Raw genomic sequence first — 14869 nt, 5'->3', positions numbered from 1 at the left:
GGCCGTAACTATAACGGTCCTAAGGTAGCGAAATTCCTTGTCGGGTAAGTTCCGACCTGCACGAATGGCGTAACGATCTCCGCACTGTCTCGACCAGAGACTCAGTGAAATTGAATTGGCGGTGAAGATGCCGTCTCCCCGCAGAAAGACGGAAAGACCCTGTGCACCTTTACTATAGCTTGACATTGGATCTTGAACTATCATGTGTAGGATAGGTGGGAGACTGTGAAGCGGGTTCGCTAGAATCCGTGGAGTCAACCTTGAAATACCACCCTTGTTAGTTTAGGACTCTAATCCCTCGCCGTCATCCGGCAGGGAGACAGTGTCTGGTGGGTAGTTTGACTGGGGCGGTCGCCTCCCAAAGAGTAACGGAGGCGCGCAAAGGTTCCCTCAGGCTGATTGGAAACCAGCCGTCGAGTGCAAACGCATAAGGGAGCTTGACTGCGAGACAGACATGTCGAGCAGGTACGAAAGTAGGTGTTAGTGATCCGGTGGTCCCGCATGGAAGGGCCATCGCTCATCGGATAAAAGGTACGCCGGGGATAACAGGCTGATCGCATCCAAGAGTTCACATCGACGATGCGGTTTGGCACCTCGATGTCGGCTCATCACATCCTGGGGCTGGAGCAGGTCCCAAGGGTACGGCTGTTCGCCGTTTAAAGTGGTACGCGAGCTGGGTTTAAAACGTCGTGAGACAGTTTGGTCCCTATCTTCTGTGGGCGTAGGAGAATTGAGTGGGTCTGTTCCTAGTACGAGAGGACCGGAATGGACGATTCCCTAGTGGACCTGTTGTCGCGCCAGCGGCATAGCAGGGTAGCTATAATCGGAATGGATAACCGCTGAAAGCATCTAAGCGGGAAACCAGCCACAAGATAAGTTCTCCCTTGTCGCAAGACACTTAAGATCCCAGGAAGACCACCTGGTAGATAGGCCGGAAGTGTACGCGCAGTAATGTGTTCAGCTGACCGGTACTAATAGATCGTGAGTCTTAACTCTCTCTCTTCACCTGTTTTTCTTACATATTTCGTCCTGGTGACCACGGCGGAGGGGCCACACCCGATTCCATTCCGAACTCGGAAGTTAAGACCTCCAGCGCCAATGATACTGCCAGTCCACTGGTGGGAAAGTAGGTCGTCGCCAGGACTTTTTTTATTTCTGCTCTCCACCCCGTATGTCCACATTCATCGCCGCTTTTGTCTTTCTCCTTCTCATCACAGCCTTTTCTACACACGTCTTCGGCCTGCCGGCGAACTGGCTGGTGATCCTTATTCTCTGGATTTGGGACCTGCTAAATCCGGAAGTGAGCATCCCACTACAGACCTACCTGCTTTTCCTCGGTTTTTCATTTCTCGGAGAATGCATCGAATTCGGACTGCAGACTGTCGGCGCCAAAAAATATGGCGCCTCCCGGTCCGGAAACTGGGGCGCCATCGCCGGCGCCATTTTCGGCGCCATTTTCGGCGCCCCGTTCCTGCTGGGTCTGGGCGCGTTGGTCGGGGCCGTCGTCGGGGCCTATTTCGGCTGCCTCGGCATTGAATTGCTGAACAAGCGCCCGGTGCACGAAGCCAAACAGGCCGCCTGGGGCGCCATGCTCGGCAAGGTGCTCGGGCTTTCGGTCAAGATAGGGATCGGAGCGGTATTGCTGGTTCACTCTTTCGACGTCTTGTTCTGAACATCGCCCGCGTCGGTCACGATTCCGACCGATACCCTTCGTCCGTAACCCTTCCCGTTGCCATGGCCGCGTTTTTGGCCAGTTCGTCACATCGTTCGTTTTCGGGATGCCCGTTGTGGGCTTTGATCCAGTGGAAGTGGACCTTGTGCTTTTTCAGTAGAGGGATCAGCCGTTCCCACAAATCGCGGTTTTTCACAGGCTTTTTCGCCGATGTGAGCCAGCCGTTTCTGACCCAGCCTGCAATCCACCGTTTGGCAACGGCGTCGCATACATAGCGCGAGTCGGTATGGACATGGACGGTGCACGGCCGCGTCAGTTCCGAAAGGGCATGGATGACCCCGCGGATTTCCATGCGGTTGTTGGTCGTCTCGTGATACCCCTTGCTGATCTCCTTCTTCACGTCTCCCCAAGCCAGAATTGCGGCCCAACCTCCGGGGCCCGGATTGCCAAGACTGGAACCATCTGTATAAACTGTCACTTCGCAGCCCGGTTCGGGCGCTTTTTTATCGCTGTCATCAGGACGTTGGGCGGGTGCGGTCAATTGCGTATCCTCTCATTTCCTTGACCTCTCATGAGGAGTCTTTTACCAAGGATAATTATGAATTGGGATTGGGAAAAACTACAAGAACGGCGGCAGAGGCAGTCTGGGCCCATACCAGGCCCGGATCTCGGTGATTTGAACGAGAAAGTCAAACAGTTGAAACAGATGAATCTTCCCGGTTGGAAGGTCATCGTGCTCATCGCCGTTGTCCTCTGGCTCGGCAGCGGCATCTACCTCGTCCAGCCGGATGAGGTCGGCGTGGTCAAGCGATTCGGCGCCTACGACAGGACCACGGAACCCGGCCCGCACTATCGTCTGCCCTTCCCCATAGAATCCGTGCTCACGCCGCAGGTCACCAAGATCCAGCGGATCGAAGTCGGATTCCGCGGAAGCTCCGCGTTCACGGTCCCGACAGGTGCGCAGGTCCGGCTGGTGCCCGAGGAATCCCTCATGCTCACGGGCGACGAGAACATCGTCGACGTGCAGTTCATCGTGCAGTTCCTCATCGAGAACGCCCAGGACTACCTCTTCAACGTCGCCAATCAGGAGAAGACCGTGAAGGACGCGGCCGAGGCGGCCATGCGCGAGGTCATCGGGTACAACAAGATCGACGCCGCCCTCACGGACGACAAGATGACCATACAGAACGACACGCGCGACCTTCTGCAGAAGACCCTCGACAGCTACAAGAGCGGCATCAGGGTTGTGGCCGTGCAGCTGCAGGACGTGCATCCGCCCAAGCAGGTCATCGACGCCTTCAAGGATGTGGCCAGCGCCAAGGAAGACAAGAGCCGCTTCATCAACGAGGCCGAAGCCTACGAGAACGACCTGATCCCCCGCACCAGGGGCGAGGCGGCCGCCATCACCAACCAGGCCCAGGCCTACAAGGAGTCGAAGATACTCCAGGCAAGGGGCGACAGCGACCGTTTCCTGTTTGTGCTCGAAGAGTACCGCAAGGCCAAGGACATCACCAAGAAGAGGCTCTACCTCGAAACCATGGAGGAAATCCTTTCCAGACCCGAGGTAGAGAAGATCATTATTTCCAACGAGTCCATGCAGAGGGTATTTCCGTACCTTCCCTTGCAGCGGTCGGGCAAGGCGGGCGTGTCCACGCAGGGAGGGGCGCAGCAATGAGAACGATCCAGATCACCCTTGCCGCCATTGTCGTAGGTGTTTTTCTCCTGCTGCAGTGCGTGTTCGTGGTCGACCAGACCGAGCGGGCCATTCTCCTGCAACTGGGCAAGCCCATTGGCGCGGACTTCGGCCCTGGGCTGCATTTCAAGCTGCCCTTCGTGCAGAACGTCATCCTCTTTGACGGGCGAGTGCTGGAGTATGACGCCCCCGCGGCCGAGATCATCACCCAGGACAAGAAGAACATGGTCGTGGACAACTATTCGCGCTGGAAGATCGAAAATCCGCTCCTTTTCTACAGGACCGTGCGCAATATCCAGGGCGGCCTGTCCCGCATCGATGACATCGTCTACTCGCAGATGCGCGAGGCCCTCGGACGCTATACCCTGACCGAGATCGTGGCCGTCGAGCGCTCCACAATCATGGAGGAGGTCACGACCAAGTCCAACTCGCTGCTCGGCGAATACGGGATCCGCGTCATCGATGTGCGCATCAAGCGCACCGACCTGCCCAAGGAGAACCAGATGGCTATCTACGGCCGCATGCAGGCCGAACGAGAGCGGCAGGCCAAGCAGTATCGCTCCGAAGGCCGGGAGGAGGCAGCGAAGATCACGACCATGGCCGACCGGCAGAGAACCGTCATCCTGGCCGATGCGCAGCGTGCTGCCGAGTCCGCCCGAGGCGAGGGCGAAGCAGCCGCCACGGCCATCTACGCCCAGGCCCTGACCCAGGATCCTGAATTCTACGAGTTCGTGCGGACCATGGATGCGTACAAGAAGACCATGAAGGACCAGACGCAGTTCGTTTTGACTCCTGAGAGCGAGTTCTTCAAGTTTCTTAAGTAAGTTGTCTGAACACAAGGCAAAAGAAAAGGCGGGGTGACCCGCCTTTTCTTTTGCAATGCTTGCCAAACGCTACAGCGTCTTCGCGTCTTCCTCGACCTGTTCGATCATCTTGCGTCGCTCGGCCTGAATCCGTTCGGCCAGGGCCGCATCGTGCAATGCCAGGATCTGGGCCGCGAGCCACGCCGAGTTGCGGGCGCCGACCTTGTCCAGGGCCAGGGTGCCGACGGGGAAGCCCGGAGGCATCTGAACCGTGGCCAGCAGTGCGTCCCAGCCGCCCAGGGACGAGGCCGAGATGGGGATGCCAAGCACCGGCCGGATGGTCTTGGCCGCCACGGCGCCGGCTAGGTGCGCCGCCAGACCCGCGGCGCAGATGAAGACCTGCACGCCGGCGTCCTCCAACTCGCGGATCAGCCGGGCCGTCCGCTCGGGCGTGCGGTGAGCGGAGGTGATGGTGAAGGTGTACGTGATGCCGAGTTTGTCCAGCACGTCCGCGCACGGGCGCACCGTGGCCTCGTCGGATTTGCTGCCCATGAAGATCGCAACTTGGGTCATTGTGTTCTCCTTAGTCCTTTGACGGCGATATCCGTGCGGTAATAGCTGTTGTCGAACGATATCCTCTGCACTGCCTCGTAGGCGCGGGCGCGCGCCTGTCCGAGATCCGAGCCCAAGGCGGTCACGCCCAGAACCCTGCCGCCGCTGCTGACGGTTTGCCCGTCCTGAAGCTGCGTTCCGGCCTGGAACACGTTGACGCCTTCGATTTTTTCCGCCTCGTCGATCCCCTCGATGACCATCCCTTTGGGGTAGCTTTGGGGGTAGCCTTTGGCGGCCATGACCACGCAGCAACTTGTTTCCGTATGGTAGACAACCTTGGCCGGGTCAAGGGTGCCGTGCACGCAGGCGAGCATGATCTCGACCAGGTCGGACTTGAGGCGAGCCATGAGCGGCTGGCATTCCGGGTCTCCGAAACGGACATTGTACTCCAGGATCATGGGGCCCTTTTCCGTCATCATCAGGCCGGCATAGAGCACGCCCTTGAAAGGCTGGCCGATGGCCGCTAGGTGCGTGGTGATGGGGCGGATGGCAAGGTCGGCCATGGCGGCGTACCGGTTCTCGGGCAGGACAGGGGCCGGGCTGTACGCGCCCATGCCTCCGGTGTTGAGGCCCGTGTCGTTGTCACCGATGCGCTTGTGGTCCTGCAGGGAAGGCATGGGCACCACGGTCGAGCCGTCGCAGAAGGCCAGGAAGGAGGCCTCCTCGCCCACCAGGGCCTCCTCGACGACGACCGTCAGGCCTGCGTCGCCGAAGACGCGGTCCAGCATCATGTCCTTGAGTGCGCCTTCGGCCTCGGCCATGGTCTGGGCAATGACCACGCCCTTGCCCGCCGCCAGCCCGTCGGCCTTGATGACCATGGGCAGGGGATGAGCGCGGACGTATTCCAGGGCGCTGTCATAGGAGTCAAACACCCGAAAGTCGGCCGTCGGAACCCCGGTCTCCCGCATCATGTTCTTGGCGAAGGCCTTGGAGCCCTCCAGTTGGGCGGCGAAGGCGCACGGGCCGAAACAGGGGATGCCCACTGCGTCGAGCGCCTCCTTGAGGCCCAGGACAAGGGGCAGTTCCGGGCCGGCGACGACAAGATCGATCCGGTTGTCCCGGGCAAATGCCGTCAGACCGTCGATGTCGTCGTCCCGGATGGCGACGTTGGACCCGAGCAGGGCCGTGCCGCCGTTGCCGGGGGCGATGAAGAGCTTCGTGAGAAGCGGGCTGCGGCTGATCTTCCAGGCCAGGGCGTGTTCGCGGCCCCCGGCCCCAACGATGAGAATATTCAAAGGTTCCTCCTCGAATCTGATGCGTGGTGCGAGGCGCTTCCTTCAGGAGCGCCTCTTGAACTGTTTCTCCAGGTCGCCGACGCTCCAGCGCAGGGTGACGGGGCGACCGTGGGGGCAGAAATTTCTGTCTGGCAGGGACTGCCAGGATTCGATCAGGGCCAGGGCCTCGTCAGGGGTCAGTACGTCGCCGGCCTTGATGGCCGCCTTGCAGGCCATGACCGCCCAGAGATCTTCCATGGAGCTGGCCTTGTCCGCCAGGGCGTCCTCCAGGAATTCCCGGGCTTTTGACGGTGTCAGCAGGGCCGGCACGGCGTGGAGCAGGAGCTTCGGTTCGGTCGCCAGTTCAAGGGAAAAGCCGAGTTCGTCGAGCTGGGTCCAGATTTCCTGCACCAGCAGCGCCTGCGACGGGTGCATGGGGATTTCCAGCGGCATGAGCAGCGGTCGGCGGTCGCCGCGGGACCCGCTGGTGCGCAGCATGTGGAAGAGCACGCGTTCGTGCGCCGCATGCTGGTCGATGAGCGTGATCTCGGTCGAACCCGCCAGGATGAGATACGTGTCGGCGAACTGTCCCAGGTAGCGGGTGAGCGCGGCCTCGGGCTGCGGGGCGGGGTCAGGGCTGCGCTGCGGTGTTGGCTCCGGGGTCAAGGCGGGCGCCGCCGGTGTTTCGAAAAGTTGCTGTACGGCCGCAGAGGAGGAGAATTTCCGGGGCCAGGGCTGCTCGTAAAGCGGGCTGTCTGGTCGGGCAGGGACGGGGGCATCTGTAAACGCCCGCTCCTGTGGGGGGGAGACAGGCAGGACGGGAAGGCTCCGGGACACGGAAAAGTGCGCCGCATTTTCAGTCAGGGGCGGCACGTCGGTGCATGCTTCCAGCGCCTTGGCCACGGCGCGTCGCACCAGACGGAAAACGGCGCCCTCATCCTGGAAGCGGACCTCGGTCTTGGCCGGATGCACGTTGACGTCGACTTCATCGGGGGGGAGTTGCAAAAACAGCACGGCCTGAGGGTATTCCTTGCCCAGGATTCTGCCGCGATAGGCCTCCCGGACGGCGCTGATCATGGTTCTGTCCTGGACGGGGCGGCCGTTGACGTACACGAGAATGCGGTCGCCGCGAGCCTGCGCCGTCGCCGGGTCGCCAATCAGGCCGCGGACGGAGAACGGGCCGTCGGCCATGTCCACGTGGTGCGCGCAGTCCACCAGTTCACGCGGCCAGATGGCGCTCAGGCGCCTGGGCAGGTCTTCGCCTGCCAGAAAACGATGCACGGTTCTTTCGCCGTTCAGCAGTTCGAAGTCCACGTCCAGGTTGGCCAAGGCGATGCGTACGAACAGATCGCCGCATTTGCGGGTTTCCGTGGCGGGCTGTTTCAGAAACTTGAGTCTGGCCGGGACGTTGGCGAAGAGATCCTGAACTTCGACTTCGGTCCCTCTGGGCATGGCCGCAGGACCGATGGCCACCACGCGGCCGTGGAGGACTTCCAGGGCCGAACCTTCTCCATCATGCGTGGCGGACGCCAGTCGGAATCGGGACACGGAGGCGATGCTCGGCAGCGCTTCGCCCCGGAACCCGAAGCTGCGGATGGCGCTCAGATCCTGGATGGTCGAGAGCTTGCTCGTAGCATGCCGCGTCACGGCCAGCTCGAGCTCGTTTTCGGGGATGCCGCACCCGTTGTCGCTGACTCGGATGCAGGACTGCCCGCCGTCGCGGATCAGGACGCGCAGGCGGGTCGCGCCGGCATCCAATGCGTTTTCGATGAGTTCCTTGAGAACACTGGCGGGACGTTCCACCACCTCGCCCGCGGCAATCTGGTTCTGCAGTTCGGGCGGAAGGAGGCGTATCTGTCTGGCGCTGGCCATGGTCTAACGGCCTACGGAGCCCAACTGCGCCAGGATGACACGGAATTCGAAACGGGTGTCGTCATCGGTCTGAGTCCAGGCCGTCTCGGTGGAGAAGCACTGGTGGTCGTAGCGCAGGGCGATGCGTTTCTCCAAATCGGTGCCGGACTCCCAGTCCACCCGGTACAGAAAGGCGGCGCTCCATTCCTTGGTGATGCCAAAGCCGCCGCCGAAGCCCGCGATGCGTTCCCGTTCCTGTTCCTGCCTGAGATATTCGTCGATCTCTTCCAGGAAATCCAGGCTGAAGGACGCGTACACCCTGTCTTCGTAGTACGCCCAGAGCGCGTGTTCGTGTTCGGTCACGTGGTTTTCGTACGGCGAGTACCACGTCTTGTTCGTCAGGTAGAGCCAGGGGGAGAGGCGTGTCGTCAGGTCCGCAAGCACGTCGGAGAAGGGACGATTGGGGTACTCGTCCGTGTCTTCGGTCCTGGTATCCTCGCGGATGTCGAACGACTGTTCGAGGCGCAGGCGGGCCAGGTCGAGGTAATCGACCTTCAGGCCCGTCTTGCCCTGCGTGTCGGGGCTTGGCTGCATCCTTCCGGTCTTGGTGGTGAAGATGTTGGTCAGGGAGTAGGTCAGTTCGTTGGTGGGCCTGATGCGGTCGTCTTCATCGAAATAGGGGTATTTGCCCTGCGACGCGTAGGGAATGTAAGTGTATTCGAGCCTCGGCTGCACGGCGTGCCGGAGTTTGAGCCAGGTGAAGGAGCCTGAATCGGGAGATACGTCGCTCTCGTCCGTCAGGGTGAAGACGCGCGAAAACTCGGTGTAGGCCGAGGTGGTGAAGTCCGGCAGGAACCGCGACGGGTTGGTGTCGTCGGTGTTCACGTCGTCGTCTTCGCCTTCGTATTTTTCGACGAACCAGGTCGTGCCTCTGAGGCCGCCCTTGGGGATGACGGAGCCGTACTCGAAATGCAGGGGCAGCCCCAGGACGGGATGAACATCCAGGCGCGAGCCCGTGGTCCCGTATTCGCGCCAGAAGGACGCCAGTTGCGAACTTCCTTCGATCGTCAGCGGCGTGCTCAGAAGCTGGGTCTGGTACAGGTGAAGATTGAGTTCGGGCAGACGCTGCAATGTAGGGTCGTCTTCCGTGCCCTTGTTCGACAGCTTGCTGTTGCTGCCGTATTCCAGGTTCTGGGTGTATTCGACCAGGCCCTGCACGCCGACATTGGCCCAGTTGTGGCTCAGCAGGAGGCGGTTGACGCGCAATTCGCTGTCGTTGTCCTCAATGTCGCGGCCGAAATACTGCAGGAAGTCCTTGCGGCTTTTGTTGAAGCCCGAATATCCGCGTGAGAATTCGCGCAGATAGTCCTGGTCCGAAACCAGGTCCAGGTCGAGCTTGAGGTTCCAGTCAGGCTCGCCGAGATAGCCGTCAAACTTGCCGCGGGCCCACCACCTGTTGCGGTCCTTCCTGCTCATTTCCGGGTTGTCACTGTAGAGCGAAGTGTCCTCGGTCTCCTGGTCGAAGAGATAGTCGAGCTTGAAGATGCCCTTGGTGTGGATGTCCGGCACGAGTCGGTATTCACCGCCGAGCATGAGCCCTTTGGCCGTCATCAGGTGGGAGTAGAGGGTCACGTCCTGCTCTTCGTCGATGACCTGATAGTACGGTTGGTCATACGTGATGCCGAGCTTTTCGCTTGTGCCGATTTCCGGGAGCAGGAAGCCGCTTTGACGTTCCGTCTTGACCGGAATCACCGCGTAGGGCGCCATGAGCACGGGCTGGTCCAGAATCTGGAAGCGCGGGGCCCAGAGGTGCGCGTAGCCGTCGACGGTGATGTCTCCTCGTGACGTCTTGATGGACCAGGCGGGCCGGTCCCCGTCGCAGACCGTGACGGTGGCCTCTCGGAATTCATAGGTTTCGGGGCCCGTTTTCTTCAGCACGGCGCCTTCGAAGTACATGTGCGGGTCTTCCATGAAGACCTGGCCGTTCTTGAGCCATCCCGTGTTCGATGCGAGGTCGAATTCGGCTTCCTCGGCCTTCAGGAAATCCCCCTGAAACCTGGCCTCGACGTTGCCGCGGAGGAAGACCCATTTCGTGGATTGGTAATAGCGTGCGTAATCGGCGCGGATGTAGTCCGCACCGCGATCGAGCACCACGTTGCCGAAGGCTTCGATATATTTGTTGTCATGGCTGGCTGCGGTCCTGTCCGCCAGCAGACGCCAGGATTGGGGTTCCGTCTCGGGGGCGTCGGCGGCGAGTGCCAGCCCAGCTGAAAAGAAAAACAGGCAAATCAGGCCGGGAAGCAGAGTGCGTAACTTCATGTAGGTGCCGTTGCGGTGTCGAAAGTTCGTGTGGACGTGGCGGCACTGGTAGCACAAGCGGCGCTGGATGCCTAGCCCGAAGACGCAGGGTGTCCGGAACGGGCGCTGGACGAAGGATGGCCGGTGACATGAATTAACATGGCGGATTCACGACCATGTTGCGCTCATCGTCCTTGTTTCATTTTTCACAAACGCTTGACCTTGAGGGGGAGGTGATTTAAGAACCCCGCAAATCTGTCCTGCTCGCCACATGCGTTGCTCCGGCAACGTTCGCTTTTTTTAACAATCTGGAATTCAAGGTAATTATGGAACTGAACAAATTTTTGACCGACAATCAGAAGGGCATTTGTGCGCAATGGACAGACGCCATCATCAAAACCTATCCCGACGAAGGCGCCAAATTTTTTTCCGGATCTTCCAACCAGTTCGCCAATCCGGTCGGGCACACCTTTCGAAACAACATTGAGAAAATATTCCTGATCCTTGCGCGTGGCGGAGACGTCGCGGAGTGTTCCACGGATCTGGACGGGATTCTGCGCATCAGGGCGGTGCAGGGTTTCGCGCCGTCCGTGGCGCTCAGCTTTCTGCCGGCGCTGAAGGAGATCGTGCATCGGGAGTTGGCCAAGACCGGCCGGCCGGAGGAGATGGCTGAGGCGCTGCACGACTGGAACGTGCGTGTCGATCGTCTGACCATGGTCGGATTTGATCTGTATATGGCGTGCCGCGAGGTTCTGTGGAAGCAAAAGGCCAATCAATTGTACAACAGAACACACAAGCTGCTTGAGAGAGCAAATTTGCTGAAAGACGAGGAGGTAGCGGGGTAGTGTCCGTTAAGTATATTTTCAGTGTTAACCCTTTAGCGAGGTAAAAGGTACATGAAAGCTCTTTACTCCCTATTCCTGGTCTTTGCCCTCGCGGCAATAGCCCTTGTGGGCGCCGGGGCCTTGGGTATGGAAAAAGCCTTTGGGCTGTACATACCCTTCCTGGCAGTCGCGGTTTTCGTGGTGGGATTCTGTGTGAGGGTTGTGGACTGGGGCAAATCGGCCGTGCCGTTCTGCATCCCCACAACGTGCGGCCAGCAGGAGTCGCTTCCCTGGATCAAGCAGAGCACCATCGAGAACCCCTCCACCACGGGCGGCGTCGTGATGCGCATGCTTTTCGAAGTGCTGCTGTTCAGGTCCCTGTTCCGCAACACGAAGGTGGACCTGCATGAAGGCACGAAGGTGACCTACGGTTCGAGCAAGTGGCTGTGGCTTGGCGCGCTGGCCTTCCACTACTCCTTCCTGACCATCGTGCTGCGTCACATGCGGTTCTTCACCGAGCCGGTTCCGGGACTCATCGCCGGCATCGAGTCCCTGGACGCCTTGTTGCAGATCGGCGCACCGACCCTGTACCTGACAGACCTCGTCTTCGTGGTCGCGGTGACCTACCTTTTCCTGCGCCGTGTCGTCGTGCCCCAGGTCCGCTACATCTCCCTGGTGCAGGACTACTTCCCGCTGTTCCTGATCCTCGCGATCGCGTTCACGGGCATCTTCATGCGCTACTTCGCCAAGGTCGACATCATCTCCGTCAAGCAGTTGGCCATGGGCCTGGTGACTTTTTCCTGGAACGTGCCGGAAGGAATCGGCGTGCTCTTTTACATCCACATGTTCCTGGTCTCCGTGCTGCTGGCCTACTTCCCCTTGAGCAAGCTCATGCACATGGGCGGCGTGTTCCTTTCGCCCACGCGCAACATGAACTGCGCTTCCAGAAAGTTCAGGCATGTCAACCCCTGGAAGTTCGAGAACGTTCATTACCACACTTATGAAGAATACGAGGACGAATTCCGTGAGAAGATGGTCGATAAGGACCTTCCCGTGGACAAGCCTCTAGCAGAAGGAGCCGAGTAATGTCTGATCTGCCACGCCCTGAAAAGCTTTTTGCGAGTATCGACTACACGCCCCCCAAGGCGGACTGGATGGACGTGCCGACGGTGATCAAGCCCGGCCGCTACTGCTACGCCGCCAACCCCGACAGCGTGAACTACGTCGGCCTGCCCAACGCCCATAAGTGGAACCCTCTCGACGAGGATTGGGGCCTCCCCGAGAACTGGCAGGAGATCATTTTCAACGGCCTGCGCGAACGGCTGCACAAGTTCCGCTCCTTCAAGATCTTCATGGACATCTGCGTGCGCTGCGGCGCCTGCGCGGACAAGTGCCATTTCTTCATCGGTTCCGGCGATCCCAAGAACATGCCGGTGTTGCGCGCCGAACTGCTGCGTTCCGTGTACCGCGGCGAGTTCACGACCTTCGGCAAGATCCTCGGCCGATTCGCCGGCGGCCGCAAGCTGACGGCTTCCGTGCTCAAGGAGTGGTGGTACTACTTCTTCCAGTGCTCCGAGTGCCGCCGCTGTTCCGTGTTCTGCCCCTACGGCATCGACACGGCCGAAGTGACCATCATCGGTCGCGAACTGCTGAACCTTGTGGGCCTGAACATCGACTGGATCGCAACGCCGGTGGCCAACTGCTACCGCACCGGCAACCACTTGGGCATCCAGCCGCACGCTTTCTTCGACATGATCGACTTCTTCTGCGACGACATCGAAGACATCACCGGCATCCGGCCCGAGCCGAACTTCAACCAGAAGGGTGCCGACATCCTCTTCGTCACCCCTTCGGGCGACGTCTTCGCCGATCCCGGCACCTACACCTGCATGGGCTACCTCATGCTCTTCGAGTACCTCAAACGCGAGTACGGCCTGAGCGTGACCTGGTCGACCTACGCGTCCGAGGGCGGCAACTTCGGTTTCTTTACCTCGCACGAAACCATGAAGCGCCTGAACTCCAAGATGTACATGGAAGCCGACCGCCTGGGCGTGAAGTGGATTCTCGGTGGCGAATGCGGTCACATGTGGCGCGTCATCCATCAGTACATGGACACCCTGAACGGCCCCGACTTCCAGTCCTCGCGCATGGAAACCCCGGTCAACCCCATCACGGGCACGGTGTTCAAGAACGCGGCCAGCACCAAGATGGTCCACATCGCCGAGTTCACCGCCGATCTCATCAAGCACGGCAAGCTCAATCTGAACAAGAAGCGCAACGCCAACGTCCATCTGACTTGGCATGACTCCTGTAACCCCGCCCGCGGCATGGGTCTCCTCGACGAGCCCCGTTACGTGGCCAAGAGCGTGGTCGAGAAGTTCACCGAGATGCCCGAGGGAACCATCCGTGAGCAGACCTTCTGCTGTGGCGGCGGCGCCGGCCTCAACGCCGGCGAGAACGACGAGCTGCGCATGATGGGCGGCCTGCCCCGCGCCAACGCCGTGAAGTATGTGCACGAGAAACACGGCGTGAACATGCTGGGCTGCGTCTGCGCCATCGACCGCGCTGTGCTGCCCAACTCCATGGCGTACTGGGTGCCTGAAGTCAGCGTCTGCGGCCTGCACGAACTTGTCGCCAACGCGCTGGTTTTCCCTGGCGAAAAGGAACGTGAAACCGATCTGCGTGGTGAAGACCTGCCCGGGGAGGATGAATAATGTACGACAAGAATAAGATTCTGACCGGTCTTGCCGTGTTCGTGGTCTTCATGACCTATCCTTTCTGGAACAACATCGGTAGCGCCGCTTACGTGAGACCCGAAATCGAGAAGCCGAAGAACTCCAAGGAATGCGTGGAGAGCGTCGAGTTCATGCGCGCCGAGCACATGGCCATGCTCAACCAGTGGCGCGACGAGGTCGTGCGCGACGGCGTCCACGAGTACCACTCCAAGGCGAATCACCAGGCCTTCCAGAAGAGCCTGACCAAAACCTGCATGAAGTGTCACGAGAACAAGGATCAGTTCTGCGACAAATGCCACGCTACGGTTTCCGTGAACCCCTACTGCTGGGATTGTCATGTTGATCCGAAGGGGGTGAAGAAATGAAGACCATGCGTAGAAACTTCCTGAAAATCGCTGCCGTGGCCGTGCTCGGCTGGAGTGTGCGTCCCGCCTCCCAGCTCCTGGCCTCCGGCGGCGCCGAGCCGAGCGAAGGCCTCCTCTTCGCCTCCCGTCACAAGGTCCATGCCGGCCCAGGCGCCCTCAAGGCGCAGCGCTGGGCCATGGTCATCGACACGGCCAAGCTGAACGAAAAAGTCATGGAAGACATCGTGCATGTCTGCCACTCCATCCACAACGTGCCGAACATCCCGGGCAACCAGAACATCAAGTGGATCTGGGAGACGCACATGGAGCACCTCTTCCTGGACGATCTCCACGAGTTCCAGCCCGAGGCCGGCGCCAAGGCCGCCCTGGCCCTGTGCAACCATTGCGACAATCCTCCCTGCGTGCGCGTCTGCCCGACCAAGGCCACGTTCCAGCGCGAGGACGGCATTGTCATGATGGACTTCCATCGGTGCATCGGCTGCCGCTACTGCATGGCCGGCTGTCCCTACGGCTCCAGAAGCTTCAACTTCATGGACCCGCGTCCGTACATCGAAAAGACGACCCCCGATTTCCCGACCCGCACCAAGGGTGTCGTCGAGAAGTGCGAGTTCTGCGCCGAGCGTCTGGCCGAGGGCAAGCTGCCGGCCTGCGTCGAGGTGTCTGAAGGGGCGCTTACGTTCGGCGATCTGGCCGACCCCGAGTCCGATGTGCGTAAGCTGCTGGCGGAGCGTTTCTCCATCAGGCGTAGTCCGACCCTTGGAACCAAACCTTGTGTCTACTATCTCGTGTAAAGGGGTGAACC

At 60.2% G+C, this 14869-nt stretch carries 13 protein-coding genes and 2 rRNA genes (1 of these 15 running past the window's edge); 10 read left to right on the top strand and 5 right to left on the bottom strand.

Annotated features, from left to right (window positions below; translation table 11 throughout):
* The 3 genes from ACYQ3G_RS15730 to ACYQ3G_RS15720 form a co-directional block, all read left to right on the top strand.
* Nucleotides 1-996, top strand: a 23S ribosomal RNA gene (locus tag ACYQ3G_RS15730); it begins 1947 nt to the left of the window's first position.
* Between the two features lie 32 nt (nucleotides 997-1028).
* A 5S ribosomal RNA gene (gene rrf, locus ACYQ3G_RS15725) occupies nucleotides 1029-1143 on the top strand.
* Between the two features lie 28 nt (nucleotides 1144-1171).
* Nucleotides 1172-1672 (top strand): DUF456 family protein, encoded by a 501-nt coding sequence (locus ACYQ3G_RS15720; protein WP_459827255.1) that lies wholly within the window; start codon nucleotides 1172-1174, stop codon nucleotides 1670-1672.
* A 16-nt stretch (nucleotides 1673-1688) separates the two neighbouring features.
* Here ACYQ3G_RS15720 and rnhA read toward each other — a convergent pair whose 3' ends face one another.
* A complete protein-coding gene (rnhA, locus tag ACYQ3G_RS15715) occupies nucleotides 1689-2150 on the bottom strand; it encodes a ribonuclease HI (RefSeq protein ID WP_459828335.1) in 462 nt (153 codons plus the stop codon).
* A 120-nt stretch (nucleotides 2151-2270) separates the two neighbouring features.
* On the opposite strand from rnhA, the gene hflK reads away from it, so the two are divergent.
* Both hflK and hflC read left to right on the top strand, forming a co-directional pair.
* Complete coding sequence (hflK, locus tag ACYQ3G_RS15710) at nucleotides 2271-3347, top strand: FtsH protease activity modulator HflK (RefSeq protein ID WP_043775871.1); 1077 nt, start codon at nucleotides 2271-2273, stop codon at nucleotides 3345-3347.
* Nucleotides 3344-4189 carry a protease modulator HflC gene (gene hflC / locus ACYQ3G_RS15705; RefSeq protein WP_459827251.1) on the top strand — a complete coding sequence of 282 codons (846 nt, stop codon included), beginning with the start codon at nucleotides 3344-3346 and terminating at the stop codon, nucleotides 4187-4189. Before hflK ends, hflC begins: the two co-directional genes overlap by 4 nt.
* Before the next feature lie 69 nt (nucleotides 4190-4258).
* Here the strand turns inward: hflC and purE are convergent, their stop codons facing one another.
* The 4 genes from purE to ACYQ3G_RS15685 are packed head-to-tail and all read right to left on the bottom strand — an operon-like array spanning nucleotide 4259 to nucleotide 10164.
* Nucleotides 4259-4741 (bottom strand): 5-(carboxyamino)imidazole ribonucleotide mutase, encoded by a 483-nt coding sequence (purE, locus tag ACYQ3G_RS15700; RefSeq protein WP_028577993.1) that lies wholly within the window; start codon nucleotides 4739-4741, stop codon nucleotides 4259-4261.
* Nucleotides 4738-6015 (bottom strand): phosphoribosylamine--glycine ligase, encoded by a 1278-nt coding sequence (gene purD / locus ACYQ3G_RS15695; protein WP_459827247.1) that lies wholly within the window; start codon nucleotides 6013-6015, stop codon nucleotides 4738-4740. Before purD ends, purE begins: the two co-directional genes overlap by 4 nt.
* A gap of 42 nt (nucleotides 6016-6057) precedes the next feature.
* A complete protein-coding gene (mutL, locus tag ACYQ3G_RS15690) occupies nucleotides 6058-7866 on the bottom strand; it encodes a DNA mismatch repair endonuclease MutL (protein ID WP_459827244.1) in 1809 nt (602 codons plus the stop codon).
* 3 nt (nucleotides 7867-7869) lie between these two features.
* Nucleotides 7870-10164 (bottom strand): LPS-assembly protein LptD, encoded by a 2295-nt coding sequence (locus ACYQ3G_RS15685; protein WP_459827241.1) that lies wholly within the window; start codon nucleotides 10162-10164, stop codon nucleotides 7870-7872.
* 305 nt (nucleotides 10165-10469) lie between these two features.
* Here ACYQ3G_RS15685 and ACYQ3G_RS15680 point away from each other — a divergent pair, with 305 nt between their 5' ends.
* The 5 genes from ACYQ3G_RS15680 to dsrO are packed head-to-tail and all read left to right on the top strand — an operon-like array spanning nucleotide 10470 to nucleotide 14858.
* Entirely contained in the window at nucleotides 10470-10988 is a 519-nt protein-coding gene (locus ACYQ3G_RS15680; protein ID WP_028577996.1) for an RsbRD N-terminal domain-containing protein, read from the top strand.
* A 51-nt stretch (nucleotides 10989-11039) separates the two neighbouring features.
* Nucleotides 11040-12053: a sulfate reduction electron transfer complex DsrMKJOP subunit DsrM gene (gene dsrM / locus ACYQ3G_RS15675; RefSeq protein WP_459827238.1), complete on the top strand. Its 1014-nt coding sequence runs from the start codon at nucleotides 11040-11042 to the stop codon at nucleotides 12051-12053.
* A complete protein-coding gene (dsrK, locus tag ACYQ3G_RS15670) occupies nucleotides 12053-13681 on the top strand; it encodes a sulfate reduction electron transfer complex DsrMKJOP subunit DsrK (protein WP_459827235.1) in 1629 nt (542 codons plus the stop codon). The genes dsrM and dsrK overlap by 1 nt, the downstream gene beginning before the upstream one ends.
* The gene (dsrJ, locus tag ACYQ3G_RS15665) at nucleotides 13681-14067 is read left to right on the top strand and encodes a sulfate reduction electron transfer complex DsrMKJOP subunit DsrJ (protein WP_028577999.1); all 387 of its coding nucleotides are present in this window, start codon (nucleotides 13681-13683) and stop codon (nucleotides 14065-14067) included. The genes dsrK and dsrJ overlap by 1 nt, the downstream gene beginning before the upstream one ends.
* Nucleotides 14064-14858, top strand: coding sequence for a sulfate reduction electron transfer complex DsrMKJOP subunit DsrO (gene dsrO / locus ACYQ3G_RS15660; protein ID WP_028578000.1), 795 nt, complete (start codon nucleotides 14064-14066; stop codon nucleotides 14856-14858). Before dsrJ ends, dsrO begins: the two co-directional genes overlap by 4 nt.
* Nucleotides 14859-14869 lie beyond the last annotated feature (11 nt).

It is taken from the genome of Desulfomicrobium salsuginis (assembly GCF_054657795.1).
The sequence above is the reverse complement of the archived record's forward strand: the minus strand, read 5'-3'. Positions and strand labels throughout refer to the sequence as shown.